The organism is Arcticibacter pallidicorallinus (genome assembly GCF_003002875.1).
In the GTDB taxonomy this organism is placed as follows: domain Bacteria; phylum Bacteroidota; class Bacteroidia; order Sphingobacteriales; family Sphingobacteriaceae; genus Arcticibacter; species Arcticibacter pallidicorallinus.
Genome location: NZ_PVTH01000007.1, coordinates 44,358 through 67,775, shown reverse-complemented (window position 1 = coordinate 67,775; position 23,418 = coordinate 44,358). Strand labels below are relative to the sequence as shown.

15 protein-coding genes are annotated in these 23,418 nt (G+C 43.5%); 4 read left to right on the top strand and 11 right to left on the bottom strand.

Going from position 1 to position 23,418, the window contains the following annotated elements; genetic code table 11:
- Positions 1-3 precede the first annotated feature (3 nt).
- Positions 4-1,869 (bottom strand): FAD-dependent oxidoreductase, encoded by a 1,866-nt coding sequence (locus tag B0I27_RS12300; RefSeq protein ID WP_106293764.1) that lies wholly within the window; start codon positions 1,867-1,869, stop codon positions 4-6.
- 666 nt (positions 1,870-2,535) lie between these two features.
- Between B0I27_RS12300 and B0I27_RS12295 the strand changes: the two genes are divergently transcribed.
- A complete protein-coding gene (locus tag B0I27_RS12295; protein ID WP_106293762.1) occupies positions 2,536-3,762 on the top strand; it encodes an ROK family transcriptional regulator in 1,227 nt (408 codons plus the stop codon).
- Positions 3,763-3,778: 16 nt separating this feature from the next.
- On the opposite strand, the gene B0I27_RS12290 is transcribed toward B0I27_RS12295, so the two are convergent.
- From B0I27_RS12290 to B0I27_RS12260, 7 genes are all read right to left on the bottom strand, one after another.
- Entirely contained in the window at positions 3,779-4,465 is a 687-nt protein-coding gene (locus B0I27_RS12290; RefSeq protein ID WP_106293760.1) for a GDSL-type esterase/lipase family protein, read from the bottom strand.
- 1 nt (position 4,466) lies between these two features.
- Positions 4,467-5,162, bottom strand: coding sequence for a GDSL-type esterase/lipase family protein (locus B0I27_RS12285; RefSeq protein WP_106293758.1), 696 nt, complete (start codon positions 5,160-5,162; stop codon positions 4,467-4,469).
- 88 nt (positions 5,163-5,250) lie between these two features.
- The gene (locus B0I27_RS12280; protein WP_106293756.1) at positions 5,251-6,723 is read right to left on the bottom strand and encodes a calcineurin-like phosphoesterase C-terminal domain-containing protein; all 1,473 of its coding nucleotides are present in this window, start codon (positions 6,721-6,723) and stop codon (positions 5,251-5,253) included.
- A gap of 10 nt (positions 6,724-6,733) precedes the next feature.
- A complete protein-coding gene (locus B0I27_RS12275; protein WP_106293754.1) occupies positions 6,734-8,134 on the bottom strand; it encodes a family 10 glycosylhydrolase in 1,401 nt (466 codons plus the stop codon).
- Positions 8,135-8,219: 85 nt separating this feature from the next.
- Positions 8,220-9,899: a DUF5018 domain-containing protein gene (locus B0I27_RS12270; RefSeq protein WP_181276771.1), complete on the bottom strand. Its 1,680-nt coding sequence runs from the start codon at positions 9,897-9,899 to the stop codon at positions 8,220-8,222.
- 29 nt (positions 9,900-9,928) lie between these two features.
- Positions 9,929-11,632 carry a RagB/SusD family nutrient uptake outer membrane protein gene (locus tag B0I27_RS12265; protein ID WP_106293750.1) on the bottom strand — a complete coding sequence of 568 codons (1,704 nt, stop codon included), beginning with the start codon at positions 11,630-11,632 and terminating at the stop codon, positions 9,929-9,931.
- A gap of 6 nt (positions 11,633-11,638) precedes the next feature.
- Complete coding sequence (locus tag B0I27_RS12260) at positions 11,639-14,833, bottom strand: SusC/RagA family TonB-linked outer membrane protein (RefSeq protein WP_181276770.1); 3,195 nt, start codon at positions 14,831-14,833, stop codon at positions 11,639-11,641.
- 649 nt (positions 14,834-15,482) lie between these two features.
- Here B0I27_RS12260 and B0I27_RS17500 point away from each other — a divergent pair.
- On the top strand, positions 15,483-15,629 hold the full coding sequence (locus B0I27_RS17500; RefSeq protein WP_181276769.1) for a hypothetical protein: 147 nt from the start codon (positions 15,483-15,485) through the stop codon (positions 15,627-15,629).
- Between the two features lie 74 nt (positions 15,630-15,703).
- On the opposite strand, the gene B0I27_RS12255 is transcribed toward B0I27_RS17500, so the two are convergent.
- Positions 15,704-16,900: a copper amine oxidase gene (locus tag B0I27_RS12255; protein WP_106293746.1), complete on the bottom strand. Its 1,197-nt coding sequence runs from the start codon at positions 16,898-16,900 to the stop codon at positions 15,704-15,706.
- A gap of 630 nt (positions 16,901-17,530) precedes the next feature.
- On the bottom strand, positions 17,531-19,972 hold the full coding sequence (locus tag B0I27_RS12250; RefSeq protein ID WP_146133126.1) for an outer membrane beta-barrel protein: 2,442 nt from the start codon (positions 19,970-19,972) through the stop codon (positions 17,531-17,533).
- Positions 19,973-20,072: 100 nt separating this feature from the next.
- Here B0I27_RS12250 and B0I27_RS17825 point away from each other — a divergent pair, with 100 nt between their 5' ends.
- Together B0I27_RS17825 and B0I27_RS12245 are read left to right on the top strand one after the other, a co-directional pair.
- Entirely contained in the window at positions 20,073-20,195 is a 123-nt protein-coding gene (locus B0I27_RS17825; protein ID WP_281260342.1) for a hypothetical protein, read from the top strand.
- Between the two features lie 475 nt (positions 20,196-20,670).
- On the top strand, positions 20,671-21,507 hold the full coding sequence (locus B0I27_RS12245) for a CvfB family protein (RefSeq protein ID WP_106293742.1): 837 nt from the start codon (positions 20,671-20,673) through the stop codon (positions 21,505-21,507).
- Positions 21,508-21,515: 8 nt separating this feature from the next.
- Here B0I27_RS12245 and B0I27_RS12240 read toward each other — a convergent pair whose 3' ends face one another.
- On the bottom strand, positions 21,516-23,381 hold the full coding sequence (locus tag B0I27_RS12240; RefSeq protein ID WP_106293740.1) for an LTA synthase family protein: 1,866 nt from the start codon (positions 23,379-23,381) through the stop codon (positions 21,516-21,518).
- Positions 23,382-23,418 lie beyond the last annotated feature (37 nt).

Here is a 23,418-nt window from a genome sequence, read left to right as displayed (position 1 = left end):
AACCTATTTGGGATTGCCATTGAAGTCAATCGTAACCGAAAAAGGATCAAGATATTTATCGATCAAAACTGCAGCCGTTCGCCTGTCCAAGGCTAAGCCAGGTGACAAAGTGGCTTTTACACCTGCTTGCGCCCAGCTTGTAGCCAATGTTTCATAACTAAATTCCGGCTTTATCGCTTTTAGAACTTCTACAAAAAACTCAGGTGTCAGTACTGCGCCTGATGCCTGAAACATCTTCAACTGTGGATAATAGCTCTGCAGTCCTTTAACCAGTTCATATTCACTTATTTCCCTCTTTGGATAGAACCATGTTTGGTTCGCCCACTTATAAGATATCCCGATACCTTCCAGTATTCCTGTTGCTCCAATGCGCTGAATAGCTGCAAAATCCTGATCTTCTGGCTTCACATCGATAAAGGGCATGATATAGGCTTTCGACTGTAACAACGCCTGTTGTACTTCCCTGATGTTCACGCTTCTTGGCTCAACCTTATTTTTGATCGCTATTGCTGCCAACGCACCGGATGCCTGCCCAATGGTAAGCACTACCGGTTGCAAACGTGTTGCTCCATTTACAATATTGCTAACGCTGATACTCTTTTCCGATACGATCAACCCATCTTGCTGTTCCGGGATTAAAGATCCCAGTGGCACATTATAAGAAGGAACCTTAATCTTAACGAAGTCAATCGCTGGAGCAGAAGGATTCTTTAGATGATGATGATCTATTGTATAGTCACCCACCGCAATTCCGGTTCTGTATAAAGGTTGATTAAACTGATAAGGATTGGATACGTGCCCCAGGGTCATCGTAACAATACCCTTTAGGCGACGTGACTCACGATGATATGGAATCATAGGAAACTTATCTTTCGTCGGGAACTCATCATCTGCAATACCCAGGTTCTTATATCCCAACTCCGTCTGCAAATAGTACAGAAAGCGTAAGGTATGTAACTTTGCTTCTTTAAGTGCTTCCTTTCTGTCCGCCCGGCTCTTTTCAATGATATTCAAATAAATATCATTACCGCACTTTGGCCAGTTGATCATGTACTTATTATTTGGCAAACGCCCGTACTGCATCATTTGAAAGCAATTGTCTTCAGGTCCGTTATGACTTGCCGGATCCGACACATCGCAGCAACAGCTAAAAACGGAAGGATCATACCCAGCCGGTTTCCTGATAGTTTTATTGGCTTTTGCTCCGTAGTCTTTCAATACGACCACGTAAGTCATATCCTGAATAATGTCATTTGCATTATCCGGCGCAAATACCTCACCCATTTCAGCCTTACTATCCATTCCAAGACGGGATGGAACTTTCAGATAGGCCATCACATCACCAAGTTCGGTCGCATCAATAATTTGGGTCGCTCTGATTTTGTGCAGCTTCTTCCCTTTTTTCACAGATACCTCCCATTGCTGGCCGTTCCGGGACACACTGCTCCACTCCGTATTATACCATATAGACAGGTTCTTTTCCGTTGCCAGCTCTTTTAATATCCTATTTCCAACATGTGGCTCGAATAAAGTATTGCTCACCCAACCAGTTTCAACCGCTTCGGGTCCACCATAATGATTATATAGTTTCTGTCGAAACTCGGCCCATAAGCCTGCAGGCATCTGATGATTTCCGTCAATTGCTGATACGCCTGCTGATGTAAGCATCCCTCCCAGCCACTCTGTTTCCTCCACTATCAAAGTTTTCACACCCATCCGAGCTGCCTGTATTCCCGCAGTCGTACCGCTGGCTCCACCGCCTACAATAAGTAAATCAACGCGGATATCCGAACTTCGGTCATTCGCCTTTAACACATTCGTTAAAGACAGTACCAGCATGAGCCAAACTATTTTTTTAATTTTATGCATAATGAACTAATTAAGCTAAAATAATAATTTTACCCAACATAGATAGCATTATTAAATTATTTTTAAAACTATTAATACTTAAGCTTAAGTCTTAAAGTACTTATTACTATATCGATTGTAAGCAATAATCTTTCAACCCTTCATAAACCAGGAACTTTCCGTTGAAAACCGTGGAAGAAAATCGAAAAAACTAAATCGGGAAATACAACAATATATAATCTCAGCCCAGCCCCCAAATAGTAGCAAAATAAACTTAGCCAACTGCAGTCTCTTCTAAGCTTAAGAATATGCCTTAAATTCTAAATCGTCTACTAACCCTCCAATTCTCCGACTATTAGCTCGTCGAACATCAATCTGGAGTCAGGAACAATCAAAGACAAGATTTAATACTAGCTCTATTTCAGTAACGAGGTATTGATGCTATTCTATTAAACGGTTTGCAAACTTTCTAAGAAGCAAAAATGTCCGTAATTACGTATTTTTACGATAAACTATTGCAGTCGAAGACGTCAATTTGTGTTAGGCGACGACTTGTTTTTTCATTTTTTTAAAAAGTAGCCGTTTTATTCCATTTTCCATAAAAAGGATTAATTATGAAGAATAAGATTGATATAAAGAGGAATAAATCCTTTCTTTAGGAGTGCAACCTGAACTTTAGCGAATACTATGAAAAAAACCTTTTTTGAAGAATTAAACTCCGATAAATTGACAGGCGTTGCCTATAAAAACATCAATCTTAAGAAAACGGTTATTTCTTATATGGCCAACTTCGGCAATTGCACCGTAGCTGATCTATGTAAAGAGTTGAATTTAAGTGCGCCTAAAGTCGCCACACTGGTAAATGAATTGATCGCCGACAATATTTTAAAAGATTTCGGCAAAATCGACTCGACAGGTGGGAGAAGACCCAATATCTTTGGCCTACTTCCCGAATCTGGATTCTTCCTGGGTGTTGATGTAAAACAAAACCATGTCAATATCGGATTGACAAACCTCCAAAAAGACATTGTTCATCTTTCTGTGAACCTGCCCTATGCGCTTGAAAATAACAGCCAGTCGCTTGATGAACTGTGCCGGTTAATCAAAAGCTTTATAAAGGGTAGTTCCATTTCGAAAGATAAGATCCTCGGCCTCGGTCTGAATCTTTCCGGCCGCATCAACTACGCGACAGGCTATAGCTATAGCTTCTTCCATTTTAACGAGGAGCCTCTGAGCAAAGTCATCGAATCACAAATAGGAATAAAGGTCTTTCTGGAGAATGATTCCAGGGCTATGGCCTTCGGAGAGTTTTCATCAGGTATTGTAAAGGATGAGAAAAATGTCCTTTTTCTGAATCTCGACTATGGCCTGGGCATGGGAATACTTATAAACAGTCAGCTATATTATGGAAAATCAGGCTTCGCAGGCGAGTTTGGTCATATTCCATCTTTCAAAAATGAGATAATATGTCACTGCGGGAAAAAGGGCTGTCTTGAAACGGAGGCATCTGGCTGGGCACTAACCCGATTCTTCCGGGAGAAGCTGAGAAATGGATCTTCGTCGGCCTTGACGTCCAAAATAGAATCTATTGAAGATATCAGACTGGAAGATATCATTGAAGCGGCAAATAATGACGATACCCTCGCAATCGAGCTTATTGCGGATATAGGCGAGAAACTGGGAAGAGGAATCGCCACACTTATAAACATATTCAACCCGGAACTCGTTATCCTGGGCGGAAATCTTGTAGCAACTGGGGAGTATTTGATATTGCCCATTAAAAGCACACTTAACAAATACACCCTCAGTTTAGTAAATAACGACACGCAAATCAAAGTATCCAATCTGGGTGATAAAGCCGGCGTCGTGGGTGCCTGCTTACTAGTCAGAAACAGATTTCTATCTATTGCTTAGTCATACGTAAGAACTACTATAAGTAGGCCTTACGTTTCAGGTAGTCTACCCAAAGGACGTAGGCAGCTGGCTTAATGTGAATCCCATCGTCCGTTAAGCTAGCTTTTAGTTTTCCAGTCCCGTCATCAAACACCTCATGCAGGTTTACATAAGTCAGCTTGTATTTCGCGGCCAGAGCCTTGACCCTATCATTAAGCTGCACGATGAGATGTCCTTTATTTTTCAGGTAGTCGGCTTTCAAAATATCATCATTCATCGGCAAAACGCTTTGCAGGTAGATCACCGTTTTGGGAGACCCTTTTCGGAACTGCTGAATGATCTTTTCATAATTACTTGCGATCACTTCTACAGGTAGATTTCTGCCAATATCATTGATGCCGATTAGCAAAAATACTTTGACTGGCTTAGCAGAAATAATAGGCGCGATGCGTGCCAACACACCGAATGTATTGTCGCCTCCAATACCCCTGTTCATTACAATTTTACCGGGAAGCAATTCATGCCACATGCCCCTTTCGGTAATGCTATTACCTAAAAAGACAGTAGATTTTCCAGTCAATGGCAGATTTTCGAAGAGTTCCATCCTACCCTTGTAATAGACATTGTTATAACTGCTGTCTATCTTTACTTCCTGCGCCATAGCCGATCCACCGGCGAATAATGCCGCGCTAAATACCGCAGCTTTAACGAATTTCAATTTCATATCAGAGATACTTTTGTTTTTTTAAATAGTTCGCCCATAGCACGTATGCTTCCGGCTGTAAATGCAGCCCGTCCGTAGTCAGAGAGCGGAAGAGCTGACCGTTTTCATCCTTAAAGACATTGTTGTACAAGTCTACATACGTCACCCTATATTTCACGCAAAGATCTTTCATCAATGCGTTCAATACCATTATGCGGTTATTGCGGATATTGTTATAGATATCAGCTAAAACCGACTCGGTAACAGGCAATACACTTTGAAGATATAACTGTGTCTTGGGCTGTTCCTTTTGGACCTTGCGAATGATCCTTTCATAATTCCTGGCAATCACCTCTACAGGTGTACCCCGCTTAATATCATTCACGCCAATCGCAATGAAAATTTTCCTGGGCCGCTGAACAAGAATGTCATCAAGACGATAAAATACGCCGAACGAATTATCGCCGCTAATACCCCGATTGATCACGTTTTTCATACCGGTCACGTCCTGCCACTGTCCAACCTCCGTGATGCTATTGCCGAGAAATACAATCGGTCTTTTTTGAACCGGTAAACTCTGAAAATATTGAACACGCTTTACGTAATAACCATTCGCGTAGCTAGTGTCTTTTTCATTTGTATACTGTGCACTGCCGACGAATGGCAATCCAACCGCGAGCGCTAAAAAAAATAATCTCCTTATTATAGAGTGTTTCACGTTATTGTTAAGTTAAGTAAATGCCTTTTCCTAATGCCTGATAAGATAAGCTAAGACCAAGATTCTACTATAAGCACCAAATCATCGTTTAGTCTGCTTTTAACCGAAGATCTTGTACATACTTTTCACCGAAACGGTCTGTCGCAACCACCTTGAGCTTTTTTGCTTTGTGCGAAGGCGTAACAAAAAACAGATGATCGGTAAGCATCGGCTCTATCCACGAATACTTTCCCGGCTTATCAGCGCCTGCCATATATTTCACGGCATCGGCATCCAAACCAGTGTACTGTTGCATATTCCCCATAAGCTTCCCATCCTCAAACCATTCTACCTTCCAGTCTTTGTCCCAGTTCCACACATTCGCAACAACGGCGCCCGGCTTATCTGCATAACTTCCCGGTGGGTATAACTTCATCTGATAATCTTTTTCTCTGCCTAGCGATTTATAGTACCATTTTAATTCATTCCCGTCAATCTCATATACGCCGTAACCACCTGGAGTTCCATCGTTGCAAATAGGCGACGTCCACCAGGCAGCACATACCGATGCATGTATGTGTTCATAAACATTATCCTCTACATAGTTCTCGTTGTAATGGGTATGTCCGGTCAACAAATGTGCCTGGTAGGGCTTTAGCATATCATAAAGAAATTTCCTATTGAAGGTGATACTTCCCGGATTATCTTGTTTGCTTCCAGACCTTTTCTTATCCTCGGTGTAAGCGGAGATATGCATGGACACAAACACCAGTGATCCCGGTTTTACCCTCGCTAGGTCCTGCTCCAGCCATTTAAACTGCTTTTCTGTAATGTAACCGATGTAATTGTAGCCATTAGCATAATAAAATACGTTATCGAGTACAATGTAATGGGCGTCTCCCCGGTTAAAGGAATACCATGATGGTCCGAAGCTTTCTTTAAATGTCCTGTCGGATGCCTCATCACTTCTGGTATGAATGTCCATGTCGTGGTTTCCCAGAACCTGAAAGAAGGGAATTCCGCTATTCTTCACCGCCTTTTTGTATTCCGGAATGATGGCAGGGGCGTCCCATGCAATGTCTCCCGCAGCGATCCCTGTTACCGGGCCTTTTTTCAACAGCTCTTTCGCATGCTGCCTGGTATCGCTAACCACCTGGCTGTGCAACATATCCGCCTGTTCCTGGCTGTTGATCTGCGGATCGGCCCAAACAATAGTATAGTGCTTTTTGTCATCGCGCGACATTTTTGTCAGTAAGAAATCTCCCTGGTAACGCCCATGTACAGGAGTAATCTTTTGATAGAACTTCGCCAGATTGTTGTTTGCCGGAATTTCGTATCCTGAAGGCACTGTAATGTAAACGAACATGGCCTGGTTGGTGCTTTGCAACGTATAATTGCCATCAACATCTGTAGAAACGCAGTTGGTGCCATCGGTAACCATAACACCGCCAATACCTTTTCCACTCGCATCGCTTATTTTGCCTTGAAGCAGTACATGTATATCGGCTTTTTGCTGTGCAACGCACAGCAAAGCCGATATACAAAACAGTGTACATAAAAAGAAGATTCTCGATCTTATCATCTAAAGCTATTTATTTCAATCCCTCTTTTAAAGCCTCCCAGAGCGGCTGTTTCAGCCTGTTATATTGAGGTGCATACACATGCACTACATCAAACAGCATGACACCGCCGGTGGCATTTGCCTTCATGTATTTAATGGTATTGCTGATAGCCTGCTGATTAGGCCAATCAACATTACCTAAATCCAAACTTGCGTATAAAGGCATTTTGTTCCTGGTAATGTACTTACCACCTTTCAATGATCCTTCCACGCTCCACCAATGATAAGCCAGGTTGGCGGTTGCAGGGTTGTCTTTCAGCATCAGCTGTGTGAAATAATTTCCTGTCATCAACATATCGAGCTGTTCTGCATATCCGGTTTTATTATAATCAGGATACGACCAGTCAAAACGCAATTCCGGATCGTTAAAGGGATCGTATTCCTGACTCGCCCAATTCACTCCAACCTGGTAATATGTAGTGTACCATGCTCCCACATACACCCCAAACTTAACCGAAGGCTTTACGCTTTTAACTGCAGCTCTCGCCTTGACAAAAAAGTCGTGAATAACAGTTGCCCGATAAAGCAACCAACGTTTGTAATACTTACCCGTAGCATTTGGCAAAACCTGGTCATTCACTATTTTCCATGAGGAAACGATATCTGTAGGGAAGTTCATCCTTTTCGCCTCTGAATCCTTGTACTTAGTTTCCAGGAACTTGATAAAATCATTTTTACTGTAGTCTGAAAAATCCGCGTTGATATCTGTATACCGTGCGTAATCAAGTATCAGTCCGTCTACCTCGTACTTAGTAACGACCTCTTTCGCGATATTAAGCGCCCTTTCCTGAACTTCCGGGATAGCGGGATTCACAAAGCCATTTTTTCCGGTAGCAGTAATGGGATGACGTTTGCCGCTGGCATCCATAACAATTGACTGGTATTGGTCTCGCCATACGGCATCTTCATAGACCTTACCTTTACCCGCGGATCCTTCCACAAAAGTAATGATGGATGCATACACCTTTAAATTACGCTTTCTTGCTTCTGATATCATAAAGCCTACGTAATCTACACCGGGTGTAAATGTTTTCCCATCCAACGTAGTCACTTGGCCGGCATAATTACTCGGGTACATGGTGTATCCGTTAGAGCCTTTAACATCCAATACCAAACCCGTAACTCCTACTTGTTTTAATGTATCCAGTGTCCGGCGGATTTTAGCCGTATCGTTAAAACGTCCATAAGTACCGAAAACATTTGAACGGGCATCGACCCAAGCGATTGCTTCGCCACGTCTTGTAGTGGTATCTATATCCACTCCTGGAGCTGGATCTGGGTTTTCCTTTTCTGAATCTGACTTTTTGCATGCCGAAAAACCAAGAAGCCCAATTGCTCCGAGAAAAAACAGGGTATTTATAATTCTTTTCATATGTATGGCTCTTTCTGGTTAGAGTAAACAAACTGTTATAAAAAAAGCACCTCTCTGTGCATACAGAGAGGTGCGATAAATCGCCTTAAGGCGTATACTTGGTAAATTCGTGGGCCATGATGCCACCATTGGTTAACAGCATATAAACCTGCATCCTTTCCTTATCGGGAGAAAGTGCAATACAGATATCTCCTGTACCGTTCGCATTTGGATTGGCACCGACAAAGATTTCCGAATTATAAATGTTAAATGTCCGGTATCTTGGATCCGCTGCCGACAAGCCTATTTTAGAGGTTTCTGTGACATCGAATATACCCATGATAGCGTTATTATAACTATAGGTATTTACCAGTTTCTGAACCGCAAGATATTTCGCATTATTAAACTCGATATAGTCGGTAGCGAAGTGGAAGATACCGAAAACAGCGGTTTCGTTAGCAAAGCCGACAGTCCTTTCGTGCGTCGTTCCGTTTACCAGACCTATTTCAAACTGATAGTTGACGAAATAGTCGGCATTGGCATCTGCAGAGGTAGGTTGAGCATCTGCGTTATACCCCATAAATGAAGCAGCACCGCCTGTTACCGATTTATATCTGATTACTTCCGGCGTGTTGCTTACCAGCACACCATTTGCAATCCGCCATTTATAAATGATAGATGACTGACCAGCTGGCGACATGATAACTGCATTGGTATTTACATTACCATAAACATTTATCCTTCTTCCAGCACCACCGTCACCGGTTATTCCTGTAGGATTGTTATTCGTCCACTCAATTAGTTTCTCCGGAACAGCATCAATACTACTCCATTTGTACATGATCATTTTGCCGTTTTTAGCAGCATAAGTGGCACCTAAAAGGTTACCCCCGGCATCGTGAGCTACCTGGAAAGAAAGCGCACTAAAAGGAAGCGGCAAATCTTTGATGTAAGCACCGGTGTACCTGTTATACACCTTATAAACAGATGGATTAGTCCTGACCGAGGTCACAAGATAATCGCCTGTTACAGCCAAAGAGGTTTCCATGTTGGTCGTAAAACCTAATTCTGCGGCAGTCTTCACGAACATTCTCCTGTTGATACCTACCCCATAATCAAGCTTAACCGGCTCTGTTGCCTTCAATGTATATACTTTCTTAGAGCCATCTACACCAGTAATGGTTAACGGAACGTCCTTTGAAAGGTCCATAGCCGTACCACTAGGGATAGAACTGCTTGAGTGCTTGTTGATCTCCAGATCAAGCCTTACATTGGAGATATCGGTACCAGGTAAAATGTAGAAGAATACATCTGAATCTTTAATCACAGCCGTTATCTCCTGTGTAGAGCCCCCGGCCTGATAGGTTATTTTCGCATCGGCGACCGATAAATCACCAACTTTTCTAGAAACTACTACAAAGGATCTTGTCTCACCAGATCCTGACGTGATGTTCAGGTTAAATGGCTTAGATACATCCTGTAGTACTCCCAGACCCGGAGTCACGATCGCATCCGAAGGAACTGTAGACCGGAGTATCACCTGACTCAGATCCACTTCATTGTCTGAATCTACCGGATAAAAATACGGCAGGTCGAAATAAATCGTATCGTTACTCGCACTAAAACGCGGCTCAGCAACACGCTTAGTGCCCAATCCGTCCAGCGTGGCGTAAATATCTGCAAGCTCATTGCTGGTGTTTGGAACCACCTCCTGCGCCTTTTTGCAAGAGCTTAGCGTCACACCTGCCAGGGCTATAACTGTAAAAATTAATGATAATTTTTTCATGATTGAAAATTTTGTATGATCCTTAGATTCTACCATCCTTTGATTTGTGGCAATGCGTTGTTTCTCAAAGTCTCGTCTAGTGGGATAGGAATATAATATAAGGCTGGCGTAAACTGGCGGTCGGCATTGTCCACCGGCACTGTTGTATAGCTGGTAGACGTCCCGTTTGGTGTTCCTTTGTGACCTGTGAAACGCACGTTATTTAACACGATATGCGCTTTTCTCCATCTTCTAAGATCCCAGTAACGGTGTCCCTCAAACGCCAACTCCACAATTCTTTCGTGTTCTATTGCACGCATCATTTCAGCAGGGCTTTGCGATGGCGTATTTGGCAACCCTCTTTTGTTTCTAAGTGTATTGAGTGATGTTTTTGCGCCGGTAATATCATTGATCTTGACCTTCGCTTCTGCATCGATCAACAGCACCTCCGCATAACGCATCTCAATCCAGCTCTGATCGCTCTTGTTAATCACCATGTTCGTATTTAACGGATCCAGGAATTTCTTCACATAGTAACCGCTCACCGTTCTTTTTGGATCAGACGACAAACCATACTCTGTAAAGCCTTCTATTGGATCAGCAGTAGTGGTGTTGAGGGTTCTTCCTTTCCATGAAGATCCGTTGTGCAATATCGTCGCGCTAAAACGCGCTTCTCTGTTGGCATAAGGATTTGCCGCCATAGCTGCGTTAGACCAGGAAAAAGTCGAGCCATCACTCATCTCAAATTCGTCTACCAGTTCCGCAGTGGGCACTCCATAGACCAATACCTGGCCCGGAGCATCTTTAGCAGGCGCAAATCCAAGATCGTGCTGATGTGTTATCAATGGCCTGGAGAAGTCAACCTTAAAGAGCGCTTCTTTCGTGTTTTTGTTAGTGAAAATACTGGCGAAGTTTGCCTCCAGATCATACAATCCTTCTGCCGCGAGTTTCTTAACTTCCTCGGCCGCATTTGCCGCATTGGTATAATATGCGGTCGCCTTTTCAGCTGGCACACCGGTTAATTCATCCGCGCTAAATTGTTTCCTATCATACTCAGCAATGGAAGCTGCATATAACCATGTCCTGGCAAGCATGCCGTAAGCAGCACCTTTAGTGGCTCTTCCGGCATTCACGGCGTCCCATGTCTTCGGTAAGTGCTGCCCTGCAAATGCGAAATCTGCGGCGATAAAGTTCCAGCAATCATCTTCTTTGGCGCGCGGATTATCTTTTTCTGTGGTTAACTTATCCAGCAGCACTACACTTCCATGCAATTTAACCAGCCAGAAATATACATATCCGCGAACAAAACGCGCTTCTGCTTCATACCTCAGCTTAGCTTCTGCATCAAGTCCCTGTGCTTTTGTTTCCAAACCTTCTAAAAACTCGTTTAAACGACGGATCCTGTTATAGCCAGTAGTCCAATAGCTTAGCTGTGGACTTGCCGCACTAACTCTGGAAGCGTCCGAGGCCAAAATATTCACGGAACCATTCCCCGATATACCAGAGGTATATTTCATGATATCCGTTAACGCGTCAGTCGCGTTGTCATAGCCTATTGGAAAACCGCCAAATTTAAATGTGCTGAATTCATTATACATCCCGATCATATAAGAACGGATGTTTGCCGGATTTTGATAAACGGCAGCATCTGTATACTTATCGAGGGGGGCGTGGTCAATTTCACACGATCCCAGGGTTAGCATGGCACCGGCTACCACAAAGACTTTTTTTAGATTGCTTATATATTCTTTCATAGCTGATTAAAATGTAATGTTAACACCACCGGAAATCATCTTTTGCTGAGGATAAAATCCATTATTTACGTTTGGCATCTCCGGATCAAGATATTTCAACTTGTCCCATGTGAACAGATTAAATCCTGAAACGTAAATCCGCAAGCGTTCAATCCTATTATTAAGCACGGTTTTTGGCAGCGTGTAGCCCAGCTGAACCGATTTCAACCTCAAATAACTGTTGTCAATAATAAAGGCGGAGTTTGCGTTGGCATTATGCGGAGACATCGCGACGCCTCCCGAAGTCAACCTCGGATATTTTGCATCCGGATTAGTAGGACTCCAGGCTTGTTCAACCAGGTAATATGGAGAGTTTCCATAGCTATAAAAGGTCTTGGTAAAAGGAGAGTTATCCTCAACGCCACTGGTACCCGATGACCCTTCATATAAACCACCTAAAGCAAGACTGGAACCAGCTGCTCCCTGGAACAGGGCAGAAAAATCAAATCCTTTGTAATCGGCCTGCAGATTAAGCCCGTACATGATTTCTGGCAGGTTACTTTTTCCTACGAATGTCATGTCAGCATCTCGCGTGATCCGTCCATCCCCATTCAGATCTTTATATTTGAAAAATCCGGGTGCGATAAAACCACTACTCGGCGATGATCCGTTTCTTGCCTCTTCCCAGTTCTGATAAAAGCCTTCCACAACAAATCCCATCTTCTGTCCAATAGGGTTCCCCGTGGTTTTTTGCCATGCTGGAAGATTTTGATTCTCATTGATCTCAATGATCTTATTCCTTGCGAAGTTGAAGTTACCGGTAACGGAATAGTTAAACTCACCTACTTTGTTACGGTGTCTAAGCTGAAGGTCAAAACCGCGATTGTCTGTTACACCATCGTTAAACAGCGTAGGAACATATCCGCCAATAGAAGGCGGATAAAGTGCGGATCTGCCTGTTAAAATATCGGTAACAACTTTGTAGAAGTAATCGAAATCAAGACCAAGTTTTCCGTTCCAGAATTCAGCTTCAAAACCGACGTTCGTTACCCTGTGTCGTTCCCAGGTAATATCTCTATACGGCGGAGCTGAAGTATATAGCGCTGCCTGAGGTGTACCACCGATAACAACCACCGGTGCATCTGTTAACTGAAATGTAGGTAAGTAGGTAAAATCCGGTTGATCAGTATCTTTACCCAGAATACCGATGGAAGATTTAAACTTCAAAAAGGTTACCGTGCTTTTGATTTTCTCAAAAAATCCTTCCTCACTTACTACCCAGCCTAAACCTGCTCCGGGGAAATAACCCCAACGGTTTTCTTCGGGAAAGCTAAGGGAAGCATCTGCCCTGATAGCGGCCTCAAACAGGTATTTACTTTTGTAGCCGTAATTCACACGGCCAACGTATCCCTGCCTGGCACCAATCCTGCTGCTTCCGGTCGGGCTGATGAAATCAGCGGTAGCAGAACTACCAAAATCTATATCCTGAAGATCAGACATGGCGAAGTTTCTGGCACCTGTAGAAAAAACATTACTTCTGAGTCTTGACCACTCGTATAGCGCTAGAACATTGAATGTGTGATCATTCACAGTCTTGTTATAGGTTAAACTTGGCTGCATGGAAACCCTGTTGTTTTGGCTATAACTCTGACGTAAAGTATTAACGGTGATTCCGGGAGGGCTTGCGATCAATGTATAATCTCCCGTGGTCTGACCTCTTCCTACACCCATTAACTGATAAGGTGTTGTCCATCCCTTGTTTTCTGTGGCATTCTTATCGTATGAAGTCAGCAACTTACCGCTTAATCCTTCTACCCAGGGCACCTTCACATTGAAAGTTAATGTGGTTTGAAAAACATTGGTTTCGCCATGTTGATAGCCCGATTGCATAACCGAAGCAAGTGGATTCACATATCCTGCATTACTGTTATATGCCGTTGGTAAACCATTGGGTGCATACATAGGTATATTCGGAAGAGTCCGGACTGCCTGATAGAAAGGATTCATATACGCTGAATTGTCAGGTGATATCCCCGGTGTGCGTGTCTTCTGTAAACGTCCGGCAATATCAAACGCGACGGAGAGTACCTTGTTAAGCTGTGCGTCCACATTGGTACGCAGGTTATACCTCTTAAAATCCGTATTCTCCACAACGCCATCCTGATCAAGGTAGCCTATGTTCGAAAAGTATTTCACCTTATCACTACCTCCCCTTACGGTAATGCCGTGATTTTGAGTCATACTGTTTTTGCCAAGAAGCTCACCTACCCAATCCGTGTTGCCCAGAAGCGGATTCGTGTTCGTTCCGTTCCTTAGAGCATCTATCTGAGTCGGGTGATAGGTTAGAGGAACTGGGTCCTGCCCGATGTTCATCCTGTATTCGTTGTCCAGTTCTTCTGCTCTGGAATACCACTCCATGTAATCGGGACCATCTAAAAACTTAGGAAAGCGGGTGTTGGAATTCACCGTAAGCGACCCGTCATACGAAACTTTCGGAGCTTGTTGCCCTCCCCTTTTGGTAGTCACGAGGATAATTCCATTAGCAGCCTGCAGACCATATACAGCAGCAGAAAGTGCATCTTTCAGCACAGAAATACTTTCAATCTCATTTGGATCTAACTGTCCTAAAGGACGTTGAACACCGTCTACGATTACAACCGGACCTTGTCCACCCTGATAAGTGGAAGTACCGCGAACACGAATGGTCGCGTCATCTGCCCCCGGACGACCGGATGATTGTACTGTGGTAATACCGGGTAAGCGACCAGCCAGCATGTTGGTGACATTCATGGTTGGTGCCTGCTTGAGATCCGAGTTATTAATCTGTGTAACCGAACCGATCACGTTAGCTCTCTTTTGCGTTCCGTACCCTACAACGATTACCTCATTAAGCTGAGAGTTAGACTCCTGCAAAGTAACTTTAACCGTCCCTCCGGAAACTGTGACATCCTGACTCTGAAAGCCGATGTAAGAAACCTGCAAAGTAGTCTGCGCAGCTTCCAAGGAAATAGAGAATTTACCGTTCATGTCGGTTACTGCACCTCGGGTCGTGTTCTTAACTTTCACCGAGACACCTGGCAAAGGCACATTCTTGTTGTCTACCACAGTGCCGCTCACCGTTCTCGATTGCGCAAAGGCAGCAATGTTAGAACACAGCATAAAAAGCAGCATAGACAGTACCATCCATGGGAGCTTCTCTCTTTTTGTAAAAAACTTTAGCATAAAGGTTGGAATTATTATTTGTTTAATTGTTTGTATGAATAAAATCACCATTAAATTCCTCACCTATTGAGGTCCATATACAAATCGATTCTGACCATCACCGTCCATGGCTAAAACACCAAGTATAACTACTGTAATAAGTATGAATATCAGAAACCTCATCGTTCGGAGTTCCATTCCAATTGGCTTGTAAAACGAATGTAAAATATTATTTTAAGAACTTCACTATAATTATTAATTTTTTTTATAATTAATAAAACAAGCACTTTCGAGCCAATTACCCCGTTTTAAAGCCTATAGTTCGAAGACTTATCTCGCATTTAATCACGTCATTTAAGGCAATCAGCGTTCCCTCTGCATCGATATACTGTCGCTCTTATTAATTTTTTTTAAATACCACTAAAAAGACAGACGCCGATATAATCATACCCACGCTTTTTTTGAAGAATTCAAGGTTGGAAACGAATTGGGTAGCTACAAGCCTCCCTTTACAGAAAACATCGAGCCTTACAGTAATACCACAAACCTGAGCCTTGCATACCCCTTTTTGGAAAGCGATTCGGAGCTATGCCCACAAGGGATTCTGAGGGAGCGCGATGAAGGAAAAATAACGTACTGTTCTTAAATAGAGACCGATGAAACATAATGGGTGTTAGGATCAACAGCCATCTATTACGAAACAGGCTCTGCCGGCGAATTCGGCGGACATTCCTTTAGCCTTTCAAGCATCGCTACACGTCGAAATATTCAGAAGCGAAGGAACGAGCGGGATTTGATTGAGTTTGCTTACTACTGAAAACAAGCTATCTATCCCTAGTTAGAAATGAAGTTGTCTAAAGCAAATAGATCGCTTTAGACAACTTTCAAATATTATTTTACGTCAATAGGAATAAATATCAACGGGGTAGGCAAGCAAGATGCGCCTGGAGGCGAATACTTCAACTTAATTGTCTGTTCTTTCCCATCCTTTGAGGGTGGGAAGATTTGTATTAAGATAGCCTCAGGCGCGTGTTTAGTCACCAATCGATCCTTAGGTAATTGAATAATTCCCTCTGGAAAGACACCCTTACTCACCACCATGCTAGCCGCCATACCACTGCACCATTGGTTATCTCCAGATCTGGAATTCCATGTTACCAGTGCCAGACCTTTTCCGTCAGTACTTTTCCATTTCATCTCCACATCATAGATCACTCCGTAATTGCCGGCGAGTTTTGCGAGATCACCACTGTGGCCTTCTCTACCTACTACCCAAGGATCTGTTACACCATCAGCGAGCATTAGCTGAGTCACGCCGTCCTTAGTATCTATCACCTTATCGTTGATTACCTGGTAATTACTTACACCAAAAGTTCCTCTTCCAGCATTTGCGTGACCGATGGGAACCACATTTGTAATCTTCTTCACCATATCAGCTACCGAAGCAGAAGGCGCTGCCTGAACTACGGTTACCTCCCCTGGCTGATCTACTACAAACTCATAAAAACCATGCACAAGTTCATCATATTTAACAATGTGTTTATCTAGTTTTTCATCGATCAAAATAGATTTACCCGGAGCAACGGTACGGATAATTTCGTTCCCGTTTGAGGCAAAAAAGTCAGCCAGACCCTGCTTACCAATTTGAAAATAGTTTAAGCTTGGTTTCTGAGAAGAATACTTCAACATACGCAGATGCATTGTTGATTTACCAGTATTTTTAATTAAGGCAACAATCTTTCTATCTATTTTAGCAGGCTCTTTAACTCCGTTTACGTTATACACATACAAACGCACCGCACCGGGAACAACAGGCTCTTTAAGCGCAATGGCTTCAGGAATACGGATGTACTCAGGATCATCAGAAACCATAAACTGAGGACCAGGCAACACGATTTTCTGGTAGTCTATGGTATTGATCTTCTCTGTCAGGAACCCAGGGAGCTCTACAATACTTCCTTGCTTCGTCTTAAGTATTGCCTTGTCCTGGCCAGGTTTAAGCTCTTGAGCACTCAAGTTTAAGCCTGTCGTACATAGAAGCAAACAGCCAACCACTGCCCTTACTTTAGTCATTTTGCGTGTTTTCATTTGTTAGTAATTTAATCATTAAGAAACTTTATTGCTTGAAGGATAATCTTAGAGCGCTCGTCCGAATATAGGTCAGTCAATTGGGTACGGTGACTTTCTGGGTACTACCAGATCCTCGACATACATCCTAGTAAGTTAGAATCAGCTGCCTTGCTCCAAACCCTGGCCTATTGGTTCAGGTAACGAACACCCTCATTCGGAGTTGTACATATTTTTAACCTGACATGAGTTCTTTTTTGTAAAAGTTCGTGCTGAAAACCGTTTGCAGATCTCCTAGCCGAGCGGACTATTTTAAATTATTTCGTAATTATACAAACTTTTTAATAAAATAACACAAGTATTAATGGTGTTTTTTAAGATGCATGAGGAAATACTGACAGAAGCTGCTATCCACACTATACGGTTTCCACTTTATCTCAAGGGAATACATCACTCGGCGAGTTGATATATGTCTATGCTTAACCCCGGGAAATAGTCCGTATGTGGCGTTTGAAAATAGCGCTTGAGTATGCTTATACTTATTTTTACGGATAATGTTACTTGATCGCGCCCATCCCCGCTAAATAATTACTTCTACGCGGCAGCATACAAACAACGATTGAGTCCAGATCTTAACAAATGCTATAAATCTTACGACGGATTATTGCGACCACTGGTCTGGTCGTCGTTACGGATACCTCGCTGATTCTTCTTAATATCTTCTTTTAGTCTTCCGAACTTATACACCAACCTCAGGTTGAACCGGCGGTAGTAGATATCATAGAATCGCCTCTGGTCGAAGTCCCTCCCTCTGGTTGTAAAATCAAGCCGTCGGTATTTATTGAAAAAATTGCTGCTTGCGACAGATAAAGTCACTTTGTCCTGAAAAAAATCCTTTGATCCATTGATGGAGTAATAAAGAAAATCGTTATCCCGCCCTTGCAAGAGCACGTATCTGCTGTCATACGATACATCTATCCCGAGGCGATAACCACTCTCAAACCTGTATCTCGTATTGGAGAATATATGCCATTGAAAACCTTCGCTTTCGTATCCCTGACCGTCGACAAAACCACTGAGTGCTACGTGCATTAGCTGCGCATCAACATTAGTACGGATCTTAGGGCTTAGAGCAAAATTGCTATTAATTAACATGCCCAAGGCACTTCTTTGACCAACATTCCGATAGCTTGTTCGCGAAATCTTATCTTCCCCAACCTGGGTTACGCTCTCTATAGTATTGTTGGCGAAGGTATAATTCAAGCCAAGAGTAAACGGCCTTTTAGCGTAATTACTGTAAATCAGATCAATTGAATGATTGAGCACCGCGTCAAGATCGGGATTCCCGGAGCTGAGAAATCCGGGATTCGAGTAATTTGTAAAGGGATTAAGCATAAGAATCCCTGGTCTCTCCAGACGCTGCTGGTAGCCAAGGCTCAGACTATTTGACCCATCCAGTTTTCTTTGAGCTGATAGTGACGGAAACAGGTTGGTATATCGTTGTCTGATCGGATCATTCGCCGCACTAAAGTCGGCCTCTACGCTACTGCGTTCCAGGCGCAAGCCAGCCCTCGCATCCCAGTCTTTCCATCTGAGATGATAAGAATTATACAAACTGTAGATGTTCTGCTTGTAGGTAAAGTCATTAGTTTGGTCCGAATCCAGCCGATATACGCCGGTATTAATGTCTAGACTCCGGCGGTCAAAATCACTGAAGTTATCTCTGAGAATACCCTTGGCGCCGACTTCTATATGAACGATCTTGAACGGGTGGACGTAATCGATCTGCGCCGTCTGTTCTTTAGAACCGGACCTGTTATTTTGCAGGAAATCGGATGCGGGGTAATTCACCGGATTCCGGTAGGTGGCGTCATTTCTAAATGCGTCCCTGGAGTAACTGTACTTATATGATGAGGTCAAAAGCTGTCCTTTCGAACGCCTGAAAGCATGCTCATGGTTAAAGCCAAAATCCGTTCCTCTCAATTTGTTCCTGCTGGCATTTTTCAACTCGTAGGATTGGTTGATCCGCATTTGCTGGTCAAAGTAGGTGGACACCTGTTGGGTTTGCTGACTGGAACCGCCCGTATGGTATTCCAGGTCGGCAGTGAAAAGATTGAGACTGTCTGCTTCAAAGCTGAACTGCGCACTGCCGAAAGAATTTTCCCGATCACTTATCATCCTTCCGTCTTGCAAAAGCTGCGAAGGAAGCGGACCCCAAATAGCGTTCTCATAACCTGTAGCCACATTTTGTTCAACAGGATGAGCTGTACCCAGAAATCCTTGCACGCCCACTTTTCCTCGCTTCAGCTTCGCATTGACGTTAGCAGAGGATCCGTTTACCGTATTGAAGGTTGAGGTCAAGTTTACGCTATAACCCTCACCCAGTTTGCGCTGCGTGATGATATTAATAATACCTGCGATACCTTCAGCATCATACATCGAAGGAGGAGTAGTAATGACCTCGATCTTCTCAATATTATCAGCAGGCATAGCTTTAAGTAAGTCGGAGGGATTACTTGAAATCAACGAGGAAGCCTTTCCATTGATTAACATGCGGTAGTTGCTCCCGCCCTTCAGACGGATATTTTCGGCTCCATCGACCGAAACGAGAGGCACTTTCCTAAGCATATCCAAGGCATTGTTCGCTTTGCTTTCGGGGTCAGCCTGAACGTCATAGATTATTCTGTCAGCCTGCTGATTGACAACAGGCCTAAATCCGCTTATATTAACAACGCCGAGATCATTCAAAACTGGGGCAACATAAAGCGTGCTTAAGTCAATGGCGTTGCCAGAAGTGGGCTCAGATTTAGGGACCGGAATCTCGAGAGGCTTGTATCCAAGCAATGTTACGGTCAGTTTATAATCGCCTGGTGAGAGATATGACAACTCAAATTTTCCATCTGCATCTGTAATGGTAGATTTGACCTTGCTTGTAGTGGATGTCCTAAGGAGAGTAACCGTAGCTAAACCGAGAGCACGATGATTGACAGAGTCGGCAATCAGGCCTTTTATAGTCAGTTCCCTCGGTGTCTTCTGAGAAAAGGACAGAAACGTTGGAAAAACCAATAGAACAGACAAAAAAATTTGCTTCATTGAATCGATAAGGCGAAATAAAACCGGTTTTTGTGTATCCGCTAGATAATTGTTAAAGATATTATAAAAAACAAACAAAAAAACGGAAAACTATTTAAGAATGCTTATAAATATCATCGGCACATCAGCTGAGCAAAACCAGCGCAGACTGGACAATCCGTTTGATCTCCGGCCTGTTTATAAAGAGGGTATCGAGTATCATCCTGGTAGACACCTCCCTTAAACTTCGTCTCAATCAAACCCTGATCAGCCTGATAAAATGCCGTGGTGAGTCCCACTTTAACTGTTAAAAGTCGGACTCATCACGGCTTTCTATGGGCCTGTTATCGCCTGCATACAAAGCTCCTATATACTAAAATGAGGGTAAGTTGTGATTAAGATATTCACAACGACCTCTCCTGCTCATCAATCGCCTTCACAACCAATTATTAATCAGCATATAATCATGAATTTTAACTAACTTAATCAGAAAGCATGCTGCGTAATGCGGTTGTTCTTCTACCCGAAAAACATTAAAACCTATTGAGATGAGCAGAGACAAGAAAAAAGAACCCAAAGCGGAAACAAAGAAAGAAAAGTCGGACTACCAGTCGAGCAAGAATTCGGTATCTAAACCGGAGCCTATAGTGGCAAAAAAGAAAAAGTAGCTATCTTTGCGTTTAATGCACCCATACCATTGGGTGCATTAACATAAGAGCATGATAGACATCGGAAAATTTAATTACCTCAGAATCTTACAGAAAACAGACGTTGGCATTTTGCTGACAGACGGAGAAACGGAAGTAATGATGCCTTATAATCATGCTCCTAAGGTTGCTGAACCCGGCGATCTGATCAACGTTTTCACCTTCCTGAACAAAGAAGGCAAAATCATTGCCACCAACCAGACACCTTACGCTACGGTAGGTGAATTTGCTTTTCTGGAGGTAACCGACGAATCTGAGGACGGTGCTTATCTTGACCTTGGCATCGACAAGGACGTATATGTTCCGAAGCGTGATCAGAAGCGTCCAATGAAGAAAGGGGAAAGCTATGTCGTTTACGTGTACCTTGACGAAAGCAACGGACGGATGCTGGCATCTTCGCGCGTGTCTGACTATGTGGAAGATAAAAACTTCGAATTTGAAGAGGGTGATGAGGTAAGTCTGCTGATCTCCGAGGAGACTGATCTTGGCTTCAACGCCATTATTAATGAGCGCTACATCGGCCTGCTTTATCATAATGAGGTTTTTGACGACGTTCAGCCAGGCGATATACGCAAGGGCTGGATCAAGAAAATCCGTGTAGAAGGCAAGATTGACCTGACGCTGCAGCCTACCGGCTATGGACATATCCTGGATACGAAAGATGTACTGCTGGCAGAGCTGAAGAAATACAATGGTGTGATTCCTTTGGGTGATAAAAGCAGTCCGGAGGAAATCTACGAACGCTTCAAGATTAGCAAGAAGGCCTATAGAAAAAGCATCGGTGGTCTGTACAAAGACAGGCTGATCACGGTGTCTGACTATGAGATCCGACTGGTTCAGGAAGACTAAAGCCGCACCTAGAAATCTATTAACTGCTGGTAGACCACCTGCATGCTTGCTTTTCCAGATTTCAGTAACTCTTCGTCTTCCTGCGGGGAGTTGCTCTGATTTCCTCTGTAGATGACATTCTTACCGACCGTTTCATACGAGAGGGCTTGGGTTTTATTGATCACTCCGATGCCATAATCCCAGTTGAAGAAAGAGAAATCACGGGTTTGCGGGTGCAGCAGATCACGGCTCCAGGGATAGGCATTAGCATCGATATTTAGCTGGCTCAAAAGCGTGGAGACAATGTCTGTTTGGTTGCCTACTTTATCGATCCTCGTACCCCGAAACTCGGGTTTGATCACCTCTCCGAAGAAAATCAAAGGGACGCGGTAGCGCTTTGGATCGGATATTTCCAGATTTTCATGGGGTAGATAGTGTCCATGATCCGCCACCATTACAAACAACGTGTTCTTGTACCAACTTTTGGTCTTCGCCTCCCTGATAAAGGCTCCGAGACATGAATCTGCATAAAAGGCGGTACTACGGAACTTATTTTGAACATCATCTCCGCGGAAATGCGGCTTGCCCGGCAAGTCGAACGGTTCATGGTTGGTCAGTGTGAGGAAGGTGCTAAAAAAAGGTGATGGTTTTTGCCCAAGCTGGTCGAGCATCTTGAGGTACACCGCTCCATCAAAGGCACCCCATTTGGAACTCAGGTCCTTACTTTCGAAATCGTTTTTGTCGATTATCTCCTGATAGTTATGGCTCAGCAAATAAGATTTCATATTAAAGAACCGGCTCTCTCCGCCATAATAAAAGGAAGTAGAATAGCCCTGGTCAGCCAGGGTGGAAGACAACGCGGGAATCTTAACCTGCTTGCTGTTCTCCTTCATGATGCTCCGCTTTCCCTGGGCGGGGAAGGCACTAAGAACGGAGACAACACCTTTGTCGGTGCGGCTACCCGAAGAATATACCTGATCGAAGAAGACTCCCCCGCTGATAAGCTTTTCCATCTCCGGACTAACTCCCTTTTCACCTCCCAGGCTTTCTACCACATTGCCGGTATGGCTCTCCATGATAATGAGCACGATGTTGGGCTTTTCGGTTTGCAGGATGCTGATATTTTCTCCCTGGGGGCGCGTATACAAATCCTTTACGATAGCTTCAGCTTCCTGGGGAGAGTAGAATGCAAAGACATTCTTGTTGGTCGATCCAGCTTTCATCATATCGCGAACAAGGCCCCACTCCGTATTCACAGCCGCATAATTCAGGATAGGTTTTTGGGAGAAATAAGCCATACTCTCGTTCATCGGAGAGAGCTGCCAGCCCCCGCGTATTGCCAGGAAGTTTAAGCCCATGATGAACAAGCCGAGTACGAGCTTCAGAAAGACATTGCCTTGTTTAGCAATGTCAAATCGTACCATCAAGCGAAATAAAAATATGGATAGTGTTACCAGCGCAGCGAGTACGAGGAGTGTAAGCAGGATCGGTGACGAGGCTGTGCTGGCCAGGGCTTCTGACGGTGAACCAAAAGCGAATTCAAAGGCCCGGAAGTTAAGTTTGGTTCCCCACTCCCGGTAAATATTGAAGTTGATGACTGTGATGATAGAAAAAAGAACAATCAGCAGGTAGCTGTATACTTTAATGATCTTCGCCGGGATACTGGCCTTCGGAATCAACCAAAGAACCACATAGGCCAGTAGCGGCATCGCGCAGATGTAGCCCGTCATGGAAGCATCCATCCATAATCCGTAAAGGAAGATCTTCATGATTTCGCTAACCGGTTCCTCGCTTATCTTGTCTGTATTATAAAGAACAAAAACTGCTCTTTCCAGGAAGAAAAAGATAATCCAAAAACTGAAGTACCGCAGTAAAACGACGAGATTACGAAACATGAAGATCAGAATAACAGACCGCAAATATAGCGTAACT

Coding starts and splice junctions, on each gene's coding strand:
- B0I27_RS12265 (WP_106293750.1), bottom strand. CDS start 11,632: ATGAAAGAATATATAAGCAATCTAAAAAAAGTCTTTGTGGTAGCCGGT.
- B0I27_RS17825 (WP_281260342.1), top strand. CDS start 20,073: ATGCTTATAAATATCATCGGCACATCAGCTGAGCAAAACCAGCGCAGA.
- B0I27_RS12295 (WP_106293762.1), top strand. CDS start 2,536: ATGAAAAAAACCTTTTTTGAAGAATTAAACTCCGATAAATTGACAGGC.
- B0I27_RS12290 (WP_106293760.1), bottom strand. CDS start 4,465: ATGAAATTGAAATTCGTTAAAGCTGCGGTATTTAGCGCGGCATTATTC.
- B0I27_RS12275 (WP_106293754.1), bottom strand. CDS start 8,134: ATGAAAAGAATTATAAATACCCTGTTTTTTCTCGGAGCAATTGGGCTT.
- B0I27_RS12245 (WP_106293742.1), top strand. CDS start 20,671: ATGATAGACATCGGAAAATTTAATTACCTCAGAATCTTACAGAAAACA.
- B0I27_RS12280 (WP_106293756.1), bottom strand. CDS start 6,723: ATGATAAGATCGAGAATCTTCTTTTTATGTACACTGTTTTGTATATCG.
- B0I27_RS12255 (WP_106293746.1), bottom strand. CDS start 16,900: ATGAAAACACGCAAAATGACTAAAGTAAGGGCAGTGGTTGGCTGTTTG.
- B0I27_RS12260 (WP_181276770.1), bottom strand. CDS start 14,833: ATGCTAAAGTTTTTTACAAAAAGAGAGAAGCTCCCATGGATGGTACTG.
- B0I27_RS12270 (WP_181276771.1), bottom strand. CDS start 9,899: ATGAAAAAATTATCATTAATTTTTACAGTTATAGCCCTGGCAGGTGTG.
- B0I27_RS12300 (WP_106293764.1), bottom strand. CDS start 1,869: ATGCATAAAATTAAAAAAATAGTTTGGCTCATGCTGGTACTGTCTTTA.
- B0I27_RS12240 (WP_106293740.1), bottom strand. CDS start 23,381: ATGTTTCGTAATCTCGTCGTTTTACTGCGGTACTTCAGTTTTTGGATT.
- B0I27_RS12250 (WP_146133126.1), bottom strand. CDS start 19,972: ATGAAGCAAATTTTTTTGTCTGTTCTATTGGTTTTTCCAACGTTTCTG.